Origin of the sequence: Mesorhizobium sp. M7A.F.Ca.MR.148.00.0.0, assembly GCF_003997735.1 — a bacterium.
In the GTDB taxonomy this organism is placed as follows: domain Bacteria; phylum Pseudomonadota; class Alphaproteobacteria; order Rhizobiales; family Rhizobiaceae; genus Mesorhizobium.
Genome location: NZ_RZTB01000008.1, coordinates 29,619 through 43,468 on the forward strand (window position 1 = coordinate 29,619; position 13,850 = coordinate 43,468).

Here is a 13,850-nt window from a genome sequence, read left to right on the forward strand (position 1 = left end):
ACACGCCGGTGCCGAGCGCCGCGGGCTGAACTGGGGAAGGTAACGAAAGCTGGAGCGATCCAGCGCCAACAGGCTGGCTGCTTATCGAGCCGCGCCATCCCGCTCCACAAGACGGCCGCCCATGCCTGAATGCAGGGGCGGCCGGTGTCATCAACGATCACTTCCTCCAGCCATTGACCGCAACTGCAGCCGGCGCAGCCTGACTATCTATCGCCTCATTGAAAGGACCATGGAGATGTTCGGCGGAGCGCTCCCGAGAGGAAATAACAGTCATCCATCCGAACTTCAAAGTGAGCCTGACGCAACCGGGCGCTCTGATCGAGACGATGACTCGCAGTTCGGATATATCGACTGGAACAGAGGACCTTGCAACCAATCGACAACCCGTCAAGCACGCGGTTGTCATCATGTCTTAGGTACAAACTGCTACCCATGTCTCCGGAACGGACCTTCGACGTCTGGCGGAGGAAGTGGGATTCGAACCCACGGTGAGCTTGCACCCACGCCGGTTTTCAAGACCGGTGCCTTAAACCGCTCGGCCATTCCTCCATCGTGATTCTTCAACCACTAGGGTAGCGCGAGGCCAGCTCGTTTGGCCTGTTGGCACCGGATTGGCACCGAAGGCGCTCCCGGCTGGTTCACGCCTCATTCCTGTAAAGCGGCATTGAGGGCTGCGTCAACCACCGCTGCGTCGGTTCCTGCTTTCCTGGGCAGACTCTGAGCGTGTCGGGATCGAGCACCGGGACTAGCGCGGTCCAATGGTGCATGAAGAAGAGAGCCCGCCGCGGGCGTTGCCCGAGATGTGAGGCGCTGCAGTGCTTGCATGCAGGGGGCCAGGCAAGGGCGCAATCCGGCTATCGACCGGAACCCATCAAGCAACCGGGCGGACGGGTTAATCCCCACAGGGCCAACCTCTTGGGACGGCTGCGGTATTTCCCCAAAAATTTAGTTCGCCAAGGGAACAGCTGCTGGTGAGGAAGGCCGAAGCTGCAATTTGGCTCCGGCCTGAGCGGTCCTCAGTCTTTGCAGCTTTCATCGGCCTTTGCCGCCGCGGCCTTGTCACCATGCTGCTGCGCCTCAATGTCCTGCTGCGAGGTTGCGAGATTCTTGTCGCCGCCGCCTTCAGCGCCCGCCAATGGCATTGTGGCGCCATCCTTGGCGGTTGGCTTGCCCGCGCTGTCCGTGGCTTTCGGGGCCTCTAAGGGCGCGTGAGTTCCATCTTTCGAAATGCCGGCGGTCTGCTCGGCATCCGTCCCGGCATTGGAAGCCGACTTGTCCGGGCATGCGGCGATCGCAGACCCGGCAGAAAGTGACATTGCGATCGCGATTGTCAATGAAGCCATTTTCATCATGCTCATCCTTCTGTTCGAGTGCCCTGCGGATGAAACTAGCGGCGCATTTCTTTGTTCCGGACTGTCGGTCCGCTGCCCGACAAAGCCTGTCAACGGGCAGGTATCGCCGGCAGGAGCGAAGCCAGGCTCTCTGTGGCAGAGGGCATCACATATCTCGCGTGGAAGCGCGAAAATCGTTACTTTTCAGAGGGCTCTCGTGGTGGAGACGCCACAATCTTGCCCGGTTGCAGCCACAATCGGTTAATACCGTGATAAGCAATTCCTGCGCACAAAGGATCGGGGTTCAAAGGCGTCGCTGGTATTGGTCGGTGAGTGTTTCGGCTTCTTCGACGGTTGGATACGACGTCCAGGTCAAGACTGAAGGGGACATCAGGAAAATGCAGGCTGTGACGGAACCGCGTCTTCGTCGCGCTGCTACAGTCGCGTTGTTCGCCATGTCGGCCGCCTTGCTGGCGGCTTGTGCGTCGCAGCCCGAGCCGAAAGCGATGGTCTACAAGAAGACCCGCTCCAAGGAATATTTCGCCGAATCCGAATATGGCGTGAAGGCAAGCCCGCGTGTGATCTCCCAGAATGGGCGCATCCAACGTGGCGGCGGCAGGGATCAGCTCGGCAAACCCTATCAGGTCCGCGGCAAGTGGTATTACCCGAAGGAAGACAAGCGCTACGCCAAGGTCGGCCTGGCCTCCTGGTATGGCGACGCCTTCCATGGCCGGCTTACCGCCAATGGCGAAGTCTACGACATGACCCACCTGACCGCAGCGCACCCGACCATGCCGCTGCCAAGCTATGCCCGTGTCACCAATCTCAAGACCGGCAGTTCGGTCATCGTTCGCGTCAACGATCGCGGCCCATATCACGAAGGCCGCATCATCGATGTGTCGGAGCGCGCTGCCCAGATGCTTGACTATGCCAACACCGGCACCGCTCAGGTGAAGGTCGAGTATGTCGGCCGCGCGCCGCTTGACGGTGATGACGACCAATATCTGATGGCTTCCTACCATCCCGGCAACAGAGTGCCCGACCCGTCGGACGGACTGCCGACCGGCGTCATGGTCGCTATGAACGGGCCGTCGCCAAGCCTGCCTGCGGGCAGCGCCGCCGTGCCGTTTCCGGGCCAGTTGACCGATTCCGGTTCTGTCCAGCCGGCCATGTCGGCGCAGCCGTCGGCTTATGGCGATCTGGCGCTTCCCGATTTCGGGCCCATCGTGCCGGAACGCCCGCAGATCAATCTGCCGCCGCAATCACCGTTTGCCGTGGCCTCGCTGTCCTACGCCGACGAACGGGTCGAACGCGCCTCAAATGCCTTCGCTGCGCTGGGTGGCGACGGCAGGTCGCCGGCCGACGTGCTTCAATCGTGGAAGCGGCAGCCGCCACCGGCCGGTACATCCACCGACTACGTCGCTGCCGGTTCGTTCGAGGATGCCGGAGAAGCAAAGCGTATTGCCGCTCAGCTTGCCGCCTTCGGCAAGATCGAGATCCAGCGTTCGGAACTCGACGGCGAGGATTGGTATTCGGTCAATCTCTATCCCGATGGCCACCGCAATCTGGACGAGATGTTGCAGGCTGCCTGGTCGCATGGCGCTCCCGATGCGCTGGCTGTGCGCAACTGAGCACAAGCCAGGCCGGATTTCCGCTACGCGGTTGATCCGCCGTGCAAAAAGCCCGATACTTTTTGCGGGCTTGCCGGCGGTGCCGGCCAACGGGTCGAACATCATGCAATTTCGCTTGCTCCCGCTCGCCGGGCTTCTGGTTTTTGGCCTGCTGCTGTTTTTCCAGGCTCCGGCCGGTGCGCAGCTGTTCGAGACCAAGGCCGCACAGGCCTTCATGATCGACGCCGAGACCGGGACAGTGCTGTTTTCCAAGGATGCCGACAAGCCGATACCGCCGGCCTCGATGGCCAAGCTGATGACCATGGAAGTGGTTTTCAACGCCATCAAGTCCGGTCGCCTGAAGCTCGACGATACGTTCGTCGTCAGCGAAAACGCCTGGCGCAAGGGTGGCGCGCCTTCGGGAACATCGACGATGTTCGCGAAGCTCAAGTCGTCGATCCGGCTCGAAGACCTGATTCAGGGCGTGATCGTGCAGGCGGCCAATGACGGCTGCATCATCATCGCCGAAGGCATGTCGGGATCCGAGGACAATTTTGCCGCGCAGATGACCGAACGGGCCCGCCAGATCGGCCTCAAGACGTCGACTTTCGTCAATTCGACCGGCCTGCCGGCGGATGGCCAACAGACGACCGTGCGCGAGCTGGCGCAGCTCGCCCTGCACCTGTGGCGTGATTATCCGGATTTCTACCGCTACTACGGCCAGAAGGATTTTACCTGGAACAAGATCTCGCAGAGGAACCGCAATCCGCTGCTGGCGATGGACATCGGCGCCGACGGCCTGGCGGTCGGTGCGAGCGAGGCAGCCGGCTTCGGCATCGTCGGTACGGTCAGTCACAACGGCACACGGGTGATCGCGGCGATGAGCGGGCTGGCCTCGGACAAGGAGCGTGCCGAAGAGGCGCGAAAGCTGCTCGACTGGGGTGTCCGCTCGTTCGAGAAGACCGAAATCTTCGCCAGGGACGAAGTGGTTGGAGAAGCCCAGGTTTTTGGCGGCGCCAAGCCCGGGGTGATGCTGAAGGCCAAGGGTCCGATCGACATCTTCCTGCCGATCACCAATCGCGACAAGCTGACGGCCAGGATCGTCTATGACGGCCCGATTGCAGCACCGGTGGAGGAGGGGCAGCCGGTGGGCGCGCTGCGCGTCTGGATCGGCGATACGCTGAGCCAGGAGACGCCGCTTTTCGCCGCCGAATCGATCGGCGTCGGCACGCTGCCGCAGCGCGCCCTCGATGCAGTCAAGGAACTGGCGGTCGGCTGGCTGCGCTAAGGCACGTCGCTCAAATCTTGCCATGGTTTTGGCGAACGACATGCATGAAAGCAAAAAATTGACGGCATGGACGTTTGGCCGAACGCGGACTATCTAGAGCTCTACAATCCCATTCAGCCATGGACAAGAAGGCCTCTCGGTTGGCACGCGGTTTTTTCATCACCTTCGAAGGCGGCGAGGGGGCAGGCAAGTCGACGCAGATCGAGCGGCTGGCCAGGAAGATGCGCGCCAAGAACTACGATGTGCTGCTTACCCGCGAACCCGGCGGCTCGCCGGGCGCCGAAGCGGTCAGGCACGTATTGCTTTCAGGCGCCGCCGAACCGTTCGGGCCGAAGATGGAAGCGCTGCTTTTCGCCGCCGCGCGGTCCGATCATGTCGAGCAGGTGATCCGGCCGGCGGTCGAGCGTGGCTCCATCGTGCTTTGCGACCGCTTCCTCGATTCCTCACGCGTCTACCAGGGCGTCACCGGCGGCATCGATCCGGCGTTCATGGATGCGCTGGAGCAGGTCGCCATCAACGGCATGATGCCGGACATGACGCTGATCTTCGACATCGATCCGGCGGAAGGCCTGAGGCGCGCAACGCTGCGGCGCGGCACCGAGGCAGTCGCCGACCGCTTCGAAAAGGAGACGCTGGCGATCCATCAGGCCCGCCGCGAGGCGTTTCTGGCGATCGCCAAGGCCGAGCCGGAGCGCTGCATCGTCGTCGACGCAGCCGCCGAGCCCGACGCGGTCGAGAACGTCGTCACCGCGGCGGTGTTCGCGGCACTGGCGGCGAGAACGCCGGCACGCGACAGGCAGGCAACGCCGGCATGATCTTCGAGCGCATTGCACCCGAGCAGCACGACACGCTCGACGGCGTGCCGGAGCCCTCCGAAACGCCCCTTCTGGTCGGGCACGGCCAGGCTGCGGGCGTGCTCACCGCTGCCTATCGGGCGGGCAAGCTGCCGCATGCGCTGATCTTCTCCGGGCCAGTCGGCATCGGCAAGGCGACGCTCGCCTTCCATCTTGCGCATCATCTGTTGAAGCACCCGGATTTTGCGAACGCGCCGGAAAGCCTTGCCGCTCCCGATCCGGCGTCGTCGCTGTTCCGCCAGATCGCCACCGGGGCGCATCCTTCCGTGCTGCATCTGACCCGGCCGCTGAACGACAAGACCAAGAGTTTCAAGACAGTCGTCACCGTCGATGAGATCCGCAAGGTCAGCCGCTTCCTGTCGCTGACCTCGCACGACGGCAGCTATCGGGTCGTCATCGTCGACCCCGCCGACGACATGAACACCAATGCCGCCAATGCGTTGCTGAAAAATCTTGAAGAGCCACCGGCACGGACGCTGTTCATCCTGATTGTCCACGCGCCGGGCAGCCTGCTGCCGACGATCCGGTCGCGCTGTCAGGTGGTTCGATTGAACCCGCTCGACCCCGACGACCTGATGACGGTGCTGGAAACGACCGAGCCGGCGCCGCCTGGCGATCCGGCGGCTCGCGCGGCACTGGTCGGGCGGGCAGGGGGCAGCGCCCGCAACGCGATCCTGTTGACGCAGTATGGCGGGCTGGAGATCGCCTCCACGCTCGACACTCTGGTCACCGGCAGAAAGAGCGATGTCGGCGGCGCGTTTCGCCTCGCCGAAGCCGTGGCCGGCCGCGATCAGACGATCCAGTTCGATATCTTCAACCGCCGGGCGCTGGACCTGTTGTCGGAGGCGGCAAGCCAGGCAGCACTGGCTGGCGATCTCGCACGGGCCAAAACGCTGTCGGACACTTGGCATGAGGCGCTGGACGCTATATCTGAGACCGATACCTACAATCTCGACAAGAAGCAGCACGCCCTGATCATGATCGACCGCCTGAATTCTGCAATGCGAATGTGACGGTTTTCCCGATGCATGCCGTTGCCCCTTAAACCGGGGCCACTTTTGGGCGGCATGCATTGGCATCGGGATGGCAAATGCTGCCTCGATACGATATCCACCGCCACGCCTTTCCATTCAGACATTCATGACGGTTCATTCATGTCACGCGACAAGTTCTACATCACCACCCCGATCTTTTATCCGAACGGCAAGCCGCATATCGGCCACGCCTATACGGTCATTGCAACCGATGCCCTGGCGCGCTTCCAGCGCCTGGATGGCAAGGACGTCTTCTTCCTGACCGGTACCGACGAACACGGTCTGAAGATGCAGCAAACGGCCGAGAAGGAGGGCATAACGCCGCTGGCGCTGGCCGACCGCAATTCGGCGATTTTCCGCGCCATGACCGAGGCGATGGGTGGCTCGAACGACGACTACATCCGCACGACGGAACCGCGCCACTACGAATCCTGCCAGGCAATCTGGAAGGCGATGGCCGCCAATGGCGACATCTATCTCGACCGCTATAGCGGCTGGTACTCGGTTCGCCAGGAAGCCTATTTCGACGAAGGTGAGACGATCGTCGGCGACGACGGCGTGCGTCGCGAACCGCTTGGATCGCCCGTCGAATGGAACGAGGAAGAAAGCTACTTCTTCAGGCTTTCCGCCTATCAGGACAAATTGCTGGCGCTTTATGAGAGCCAGCCCGACTTTGTCGGTCCGACCGAGCGCCGCAACGAGGTGCTCAGCTTCGTCAAGTCCGGGCTGAAGGATCTGTCGATCTCGCGCACGACCTTCAAATGGGGCGTGCCGGTGCCGGGCGACGACAAGCATGTGATGTATGTCTGGGTCGACGCCTTGACCAACTACATCACCGCCGCCGGCTATCCCGACACAAAGGCCGAGCAATGGCGCTATTGGCCGGCTACGCACATCATCGGCAAGGACATTGTCCGCTTCCATGCGGTCTATTGGCCGGCCTTTCTGATGTCGGCGGGCATCGAGTTGCCAAAGCGCGTTTTCGCGCATGGCTTCCTGTTCAACCGCGGCGAGAAGATGTCGAAATCGGTTGGCAACGTCGTGGATCCATTCGCGATGGTCGAGCACTACGGTCTCGACCAGGTGCGCTACTTCTTCCTGCGCGAGGTGCCGTTCGGCAACGACGGCAGCTACAGCCATGACGCGATCGTCAACCGCACCAATGCCGACCTTGCCAATGGTCTCGGCAATCTGGCCCAGCGCTCGCTGTCGATGATCGCCAAGAACTGCGGCGGCGTGGTGCCCCAGCGCGGCGACCTGACGGATGCCGACAGCGCGATCCTGGACCAGGCCGTCGCCGCTCTCGACACCGCGCGCAAAGCGATGGCCGAGCAGGGCATCCATCTGGCGCTGGCGTCGATCTTCGGCGTGGTGGCGGAAGCCGATCGCTACTTTGCCGGAGAGGCACCATGGGCGTTGAAGAAGACCAATCCGGAGCGCATGGAAACCGTGCTGTGGACGACCGCCGAGGTCGTGCGCCGCGTGGCGGTGCTGTGTCAGCCCTTTACTCCGGGATCAGCCGCGAAACTGCTCGATCTGCTGGCGGTGCCGGCGGACAGCCGCGATTTCGCGCATGTCCACGCGGACCATGCGCTGGTGCCGGGCACCGCGTTGCCCGTGCCGGAAGGGGTTTTTCCACGTTACGTCGAACAGCCGGACGCGAACGTCTGATGCTCGTCGACAGCCACTGCCATCTGGATTTTCCAGATTTCGCCGAGGAGCGGGCTGCTGTTGTCGCTCGCGCCAAGGCGGCCGGTATAGGCCGCATGGTGACGATCTCAACTCGCGTGAAGAGATTTCAGCAAATCCTTGAAATCGCAGAGACTTTCGACGAAGTATACTGTTCGGTCGGCACCCATCCGCACAATGCCGCGGAAGAGCTGGACGTAACATCTGCCGATCTCGTGCGGCTGGCCGCCCACCCGAAAGTGGTGGCGATCGGCGAGGCCGGTCTCGACTATTTCTACGACAAGGCGCCACGCGATGCGCAGGCACAAGGCTTTCGCAATCACATCGCCGCCGCACGCGAAACGGGGCTGCCGCTGGTCATCCATTCGCGCGATGCCGATGCAGATATGGCTGATATTCTTGAGGCCGAAACGGGGAAGGGCGCCTTCCCCTTCATCCTGCATTGCTTTTCTTCCGGACATCGGCTCGCCGAAATTGGCGTCGCTCTCGGCGGCTACGTGTCGTTCTCGGGTATCCTGACCTTCAAGAATTCGGCTGAGTTGCGCGCCATTGCCGCCGATGTGCCGCATGACCGCCTGCTGGTCGAAACCGACGCGCCCTACCTGGCGCCCGTGCCGTTTCGCGGCAAACGCAACGAGCCCGCCTATGTCGCCCATACCGCCAAGGTGCTGGCCGAAACCATCGGCGTCAGCGAAGCTGAAATCGCCGATCTGACGACGGATAATTTCTTCCGGCTGTTCGGCAAGATGCCGCGGCCTGTAGAGCAAAGCGCCTGAACGATGACCGACCGGCTGCGCCTCACCATTCTCGGCTGCGGCTCGTCGCCAGGTACGCCGCGCATCACCGGCGACTGGGGCAATTGCGACCCCGACAACCCGAAGAACCGGCGCACGCGTGCCGCCGCACTCGTCGAGCGGATCGCGTCGAATGGCGGCCGCACGACTGTGGTCATCGACACGGGGCCGGATTTTCGGCAGCAGATGCTGCTGGCCGGCGTTAAACGTATCGATTCGGTCGTCTATACCCACCCGCATGCCGACCATATCCATGGCATCGACGATCTGCGCGGCTTCGTTCTCGATCAGCGCCAACTGATCGACGTTCATGCCGACAGGGCGACGATGCTTCGGCTGCGGGAAGCGTTCGGATACTGTTTCGAGACGCCGCAAGGCAGTTCCTATCCGCCGATCGTCAGGCCGCATCTCATCGACCACACCAGGCCGGTGGTCATCGAAGGAGAGGGGGGTACCCTCACCCTCGAGCCGCTGCCGCAGATCCACGGCGACATCGTATCGCTCGGTTTCCGCATCGGCGGTCTCGCCTATTGCCCCGACATCAGCGACTTTCCGGACCCCACCGCCGAACGGCTGCGCGCCCTCGACGTGCTGATCATCGACGCGCTGCAATACCGGACGCATCCTAGTCACCTGTCCCTTGGCGAAGCGCTTGATTGGATCGAGCGGCTGGCGCCAAGACACGCCGTGCTGACGCATATGCATGTTCCGCTCGACTACGCCACGGTGATGAACGAGACACCCGCCAACGTCGAGCCGGCCTATGATGGGATGGCGATTGAAATCCCTTACGAATCAGCATGATGCGAATAAACCCTCATACGGTCTTCCGGCTCCTTGACGCAAATATCAGCAGCGTTCCGATCCGCTCGTAGCCCATCCGGGGATAAAGCAGCGCCCCGACGTGGGTTGCAGCCAGCGCCGAGTATCTCGACCCAAAAGCCCGATCGTCGTGCAACATTCTCGACATCAAAGCCTGGCCAATGCCGCGACGCCGGTGCGACGGCTCGACATACACGCTCGAACACCATGTGGCTCCCACGGCATGAACGCTGCGTACGCGCCCAACGATATCGGCGCCATCGACTGCCACATACTGACGGAATGGCGCGCTGTCGCCGAGCAAATCGTCTGGGATCGGCTGCCTGCGGATGATCTTTCCCAACTGCGCCGCCCGTTCGGCTGTCTGCACGCGTTCGATCGAAGCAACCGCCGGCGGGCTGGGAATCCGGCGCAATCGGTGGACAAAAAAGCCTTCGGTCCGAAGCAGCCGGTAGCCGAGAGCTTTGTAGGCGGTTCGTGTCGGCCCGTCCGGATCCTCGTGCGCGATCATAACGGAAATGGCAAAGCCCGGCCGTGCATGCTGCCGCACGATGGCATCGGCCTCTTGAGCGGCGACGTCATGGACGACCCATTCTTCGCCGCGGTAATCGCGAGGATTCTTGCGCTCGGCGTCGCGCATCAGCCACAACGGCCCAACACGGCTGGCCACGTAAGGAAAGGTGCGGCTTCTGTCGGCGCTGAAGCCTTGCACGAACACTTCAATCGCCGCTTCGATCTCGCTGTTTGCCATCTTCATTTCGACAGCCTAGCGTTGGCCATCCGCTCAAGGCAATACGCCACGAACGCTCAAGCCTATGAGAATCAGCGGTAATTTACAGTTCCTGGCCCATGCGTTAGTTCCATAATCTATCTTATGCGACTTCCTGATGTGGCGGCGATAGAGTCGCCACGGGCCTTGGATTCAGATGCGCCTCTGGTAAGAACCTCTCTCATGGAAACCCTTGAGGCTCAGAAACCCAGAGTATCGGTTCGCAAGCGTGCGGCTGCGGTCAAATCGTTTCGCTGCAAGAACTTGGTAGCCGTTGTCGAAGATCCGAATGATATCAGGAACATCGGAACGGTAATTCGAAACGCAAATGCCCTCGGCGTTGAAAGAGTCTATATCGTCGATCCACGCAAAGCACTTCCTGATGACTGGCAGCAAATGCGCCAACGGAAATCGCTTTCGGAAACGTCTGTATCAGCCGTCAAATGGACGTTTGTGAAACGATTCGACAGCACTGACGCCTGCCTCAGCCATCTGGAAAAACATGGCTTTGTGTCCGTCGTCACCTCGCCGCATATAAAGGGAAAGACCAGCGTTTTCCTGCACGAGGGCGATTATACCCAGCACACCAAACTCGCTGTCTGGTTCGGCAATGAGAAACGGGGCATCAGCACCCTCGCGGTCGAGCGCAGCGAGATGTGCGTAGCAATTCCAATGTTCGGGATGATCGAGAGCCTAAACCTCGGAACCAGTTCGGGTATCGTACTCTACGAAATCGCGAAACAGCGACGCGAGTATCAGAGCAAATACCGCCGCGGTAGCCGGAAGGGAAAACGCGCTGAGCCACTACCTACTGTAATGCGTCGCGAAATTGGCGGCTTTGCTTCGAGCGAAACCGAAGGACAGACCTGAGCTGACGCGAATCTCAACCGACCGTTGGCCGGCTCTACTTCCGTATAATGGCTCCGGATGTGCGGCTGTCGGCGGCGCGCTCGACCCGTTTCAGTTTGTGGGGCGATCTCGCCCCTACTCCAGAATGACCACGGCTTCCACCTCGAAAAGCATGGGGTCGATAGCAAGCTTGGGAACCGGAACCAGCGTCTGCGCCGGCAACGCCGCGCCGAACATGTCCTTGACGTTCTCGGTCAACACCTCGAGCTTGGACATGTCGTGGTCGACCACGAAGACCGTGAGCTTGGCGACCTGGTTCGGCCTGGCGCCGATCCCCTCAAGCGCGGCACGCAAGTTTGCGTAGGCCTGCTTAACCTGGACAGCGAAATCGGGCGACAAGGCGCCCATGCTGTCCTGGCCGCCCTGCCCGGAGATGTAGGCAATCCGAGCTCCGCGCGGTGCGATCACCGCGGTGCTGTAGCCATTCGGCGACGGGTCGTAGAGAGTCTGTGGATTGATGATGGTCAGCTTGAACTCGTTCGCCGGCGACGCAGCGGGAACTGCAATGGTCATGACGATTAGCCCTCCGATAAGCAGATGCTTGATTGTGCGTGACATGGTTTTTCGCTTGGCTCCGCAGGCTGCGAGCAACCTACCCTGGCGCCTGCAGATTGAACTTTAACCAAATCGCCACGTGAATCGTGCGATGTACGAGACATCGTTTAGTACGTCGTACGAGTCAATCGTTCCAGATAGACATTCGTTGTGTTGCCGGTCAAAATCGATGTTCTGAAAAAGCGAGGACGACGGATGGTAGCCAAACGCAGCGGCGCCCGGAGCAAAGGGGCTCAAAGGCTAAGCGTCTCGCTACAGCCCATGCAGGAAGCGAGCAGCGAGCCGCCGCTGTCTCGAGAGCGTATCGTGGCGATCGCCGTGGAACTGCTGGACGCCCAGGGCATAGACGGATTGACAATGCGTCGGCTGGCCGATCGCCTCGGCTCGGGTGTGATGAGCCTGTATTGGCATGTCGACAACAAAGAGGATGTCTTTGATCTGGCGCTCGACTCGGTGCTCGAATATCGCGGACCGCCCGACATGGTTGTCTCTCGAGACTGGCGCGGAGACGTCGTTCATATGCTCGAAGACTGGCGCGCCAGAATGTTGCGCCATCCTTGGTCGGCATCGCTGTTGCCGCGACGGGCGCTTGGCCCGAACATTCTCAGTCGCCTGGAAATGCTGAGCAAGACCTTGTCCAGAGCCGGTGTTGTGGACGCGGATCTCAACGCCGCGATATGGTCGCTCTGGAATTATGTGATGGGCGCCACCCTCACCCGGGCAAGCTTCGACCTCTCGGAAGAAGACAGGGCAGCCGCACAGCAGCGTCTTACACATCTCAGCGAACACTATCCGACAATCGAACGCTCTCGTCTGCTGTTGGACAACGATTGGGACGGCACTTTCCGAAAAGGCCTGGACTTCCTGCTCGATGGCCTCTCGGCAAGATAGATTCCGGCGGCTCCGCCCGGAGCAGACCGGATGGCGCTGCTTTGCGCACGCCAGTTTGACGCAATAGCTCCCAGTCCACATCATCACATTTGGCTCGCCGCCAAGGCGGCACAGGCAACGGGCAAGCCCGGGTGCTCGATCCCATCGGCCGCTGTGGCTGGCGCGGCTGCATTGCAGCTGAATTGGTGCAACTGGCGATGTCGTTGTTACGCATTGCCAAACGCTGGCCGGAATCTCTCGATCTTTGCGCAAACCTTTTTGCCTGACATGCGTTGTTTCCTCTCCAAGCCAAGGAGACGATCATGCAGATGAAGTCGGAAATAGCCGGTGAAGCGGCCAAGCAGCGCCATATCCAACGTGGCGTCGATGCCAAGGACAAATCGAAAGGCAATGGGAAGCAGCAAGGCGCCATGCAGGCTGGCGCCCGTGAATATCCCGAGCCCCCCTTCCCCGAGCAACATCAGCCCAAACCGGGGCACGAATGGGCGCTAGAGCCGGAGCCGCTGTACGATGCGCCGTACTATCTCGGATCGAAAAAACTCGACCAAAAGGTAGCACTCATCACGGGCGGCGATTCCGGAATCGGCCGCTCGGTGGCGGTATTGTTCGCCCGCGAGGGCGCCGACGTCGCGATCGTCTATCTGGCCGAGGACAAGGACGCTGAAGAGACCAAATCAGCGGTGGAAAAGGAGGGACGACGCTGCATCCTGGTCAAGGCCGATGTCAGCGAACGCAGCCACTGCCACAAGGCGGTCATGGAGACCGTTGAAAAATTCGGTCGCATCGACGTGCTGGTTAACAACGCTGCTTTCCAGATCCATTCCAACGATTTCGGCGAGTTGACCGAAGAACATTTCGACACGACGCTGAAGACCAATCTTTACGGCTATTTTCATATGGCGCAGGAAGCGGTGCCGCACATGAAGCCCGGTTCGGCGATCATCAACACCGGTTCGGTAACCGGTATCGACGGTTCAAAACAACTGGTCGACTATTCGATGACCAAGGGCGGCATCCATGCCTTCACGCGAGCCCTGTCGGGCAATCTCATCGGCAAGGGCATAAGGGTGAATGCGGTCGCACCGGGTCCGGTGTGGACGCCGCTCAATCCGTCGGACAAGGAAGCCGACGACGTCTCGAAATTCGGCGCGGACACGCCAATGAAACGACCCGCGCAACCGGAAGAACTCGCGCCGGCCTATGTGTTCCTCGCCTCGCCGCATTGCTCGAGCTACATCACCGGCGAGATCTTGCCCGTCGTCGGAGGGTACTGAGTATGGCCGAAACGAAATCCGTAACCAAGG

14 protein-coding genes and 1 tRNA gene are annotated in these 13,850 nt (G+C 61.2%); 11 read left to right on the forward strand and 4 right to left on the reverse strand.

Annotated features, from left to right (window positions below):
- Nucleotides 1-459 precede the first annotated feature (459 nt).
- Nucleotides 460-549 (reverse strand) — tRNA-Ser (locus EOB49_RS04920).
- 467 nt (nucleotides 550-1,016) lie between these two features.
- A complete protein-coding gene (locus EOB49_RS04925; protein ID WP_236383389.1) occupies nucleotides 1,017-1,358 on the reverse strand; it encodes a hypothetical protein in 342 nt (113 codons plus the stop codon).
- A 371-nt stretch (nucleotides 1,359-1,729) separates the two neighbouring features.
- On the opposite strand from EOB49_RS04925, the gene EOB49_RS04930 reads away from it, so the two are divergent.
- The 7 genes from EOB49_RS04930 (at nucleotide 1,730) to EOB49_RS04960 (ending at nucleotide 9,404) form a co-directional block, all read left to right on the forward strand.
- Nucleotides 1,730-2,962: a septal ring lytic transglycosylase RlpA family protein gene (locus EOB49_RS04930; protein ID WP_127380325.1), complete on the forward strand. Its 1,233-nt coding sequence runs from the start codon at nucleotides 1,730-1,732 to the stop codon at nucleotides 2,960-2,962.
- Between the two features lie 103 nt (nucleotides 2,963-3,065).
- The gene (locus tag EOB49_RS04935; protein ID WP_206526088.1) at nucleotides 3,066-4,229 is read left to right on the forward strand and encodes a D-alanyl-D-alanine carboxypeptidase family protein; all 1,164 of its coding nucleotides are present in this window, start codon (nucleotides 3,066-3,068) and stop codon (nucleotides 4,227-4,229) included.
- A 140-nt stretch (nucleotides 4,230-4,369) separates the two neighbouring features.
- Complete coding sequence (tmk, locus tag EOB49_RS04940) at nucleotides 4,370-5,044, forward strand: dTMP kinase (RefSeq protein WP_164781592.1); 675 nt, start codon at nucleotides 4,370-4,372, stop codon at nucleotides 5,042-5,044.
- Nucleotides 5,041-6,096, forward strand: a complete 1,056-nt coding sequence (locus EOB49_RS04945) for a DNA polymerase III subunit delta' (RefSeq protein WP_127380328.1) — start codon at nucleotides 5,041-5,043, stop codon at nucleotides 6,094-6,096. Before tmk ends, EOB49_RS04945 begins: the two co-directional genes overlap by 4 nt.
- Nucleotides 6,097-6,237: 141 nt before the next feature.
- The gene (metG, locus tag EOB49_RS04950; RefSeq protein ID WP_127380329.1) at nucleotides 6,238-7,788 is read left to right on the forward strand and encodes a methionine--tRNA ligase; all 1,551 of its coding nucleotides are present in this window, start codon (nucleotides 6,238-6,240) and stop codon (nucleotides 7,786-7,788) included.
- On the forward strand, nucleotides 7,788-8,582 hold the full coding sequence (locus EOB49_RS04955; RefSeq protein ID WP_127380330.1) for a TatD family hydrolase: 795 nt from the start codon (nucleotides 7,788-7,790) through the stop codon (nucleotides 8,580-8,582). The genes metG and EOB49_RS04955 overlap by 1 nt, the downstream gene beginning before the upstream one ends.
- Before the next feature lie 3 nt (nucleotides 8,583-8,585).
- Nucleotides 8,586-9,404 (forward strand): MBL fold metallo-hydrolase, encoded by an 819-nt coding sequence (locus tag EOB49_RS04960; RefSeq protein ID WP_127380331.1) that lies wholly within the window; start codon nucleotides 8,586-8,588, stop codon nucleotides 9,402-9,404.
- A 13-nt stretch (nucleotides 9,405-9,417) separates the two neighbouring features.
- Here the strand turns inward: EOB49_RS04960 and EOB49_RS04965 are convergent, their stop codons facing one another.
- Nucleotides 9,418-10,062 carry a GNAT family N-acetyltransferase gene (locus tag EOB49_RS04965; protein ID WP_245472496.1) on the reverse strand — a complete coding sequence of 215 codons (645 nt, stop codon included), beginning with the start codon at nucleotides 10,060-10,062 and terminating at the stop codon, nucleotides 9,418-9,420.
- 312 nt (nucleotides 10,063-10,374) lie between these two features.
- Here EOB49_RS04965 and EOB49_RS04970 point away from each other — a divergent pair, with 312 nt between their 5' ends.
- Nucleotides 10,375-11,061, forward strand: coding sequence for an RNA methyltransferase (locus tag EOB49_RS04970; RefSeq protein WP_127320803.1), 687 nt, complete (start codon nucleotides 10,375-10,377; stop codon nucleotides 11,059-11,061).
- A 114-nt stretch (nucleotides 11,062-11,175) separates the two neighbouring features.
- Here the strand turns inward: EOB49_RS04970 and EOB49_RS04975 are convergent, their stop codons facing one another.
- Nucleotides 11,176-11,658 (reverse strand): RidA family protein, encoded by a 483-nt coding sequence (locus tag EOB49_RS04975; protein ID WP_164781593.1) that lies wholly within the window; start codon nucleotides 11,656-11,658, stop codon nucleotides 11,176-11,178.
- Nucleotides 11,659-11,850: 192 nt separating this feature from the next.
- On the opposite strand from EOB49_RS04975, the gene EOB49_RS04980 reads away from it, so the two are divergent.
- From EOB49_RS04980 to EOB49_RS04985, 3 genes are all read left to right on the forward strand, one after another.
- Nucleotides 11,851-12,546 carry a TetR/AcrR family transcriptional regulator C-terminal domain-containing protein gene (locus EOB49_RS04980; protein WP_127380334.1) on the forward strand — a complete coding sequence of 232 codons (696 nt, stop codon included), beginning with the start codon at nucleotides 11,851-11,853 and terminating at the stop codon, nucleotides 12,544-12,546.
- A 131-nt stretch (nucleotides 12,547-12,677) separates the two neighbouring features.
- Nucleotides 12,678-12,812 (forward strand): hypothetical protein, encoded by a 135-nt coding sequence (locus EOB49_RS38600; protein ID WP_281060553.1) that lies wholly within the window; start codon nucleotides 12,678-12,680, stop codon nucleotides 12,810-12,812.
- Between the two features lie 36 nt (nucleotides 12,813-12,848).
- Entirely contained in the window at nucleotides 12,849-13,820 is a 972-nt protein-coding gene (locus tag EOB49_RS04985) for an SDR family oxidoreductase (protein WP_127380335.1), read from the forward strand.
- Nucleotides 13,821-13,850: the final 30 nt, after the last annotated feature.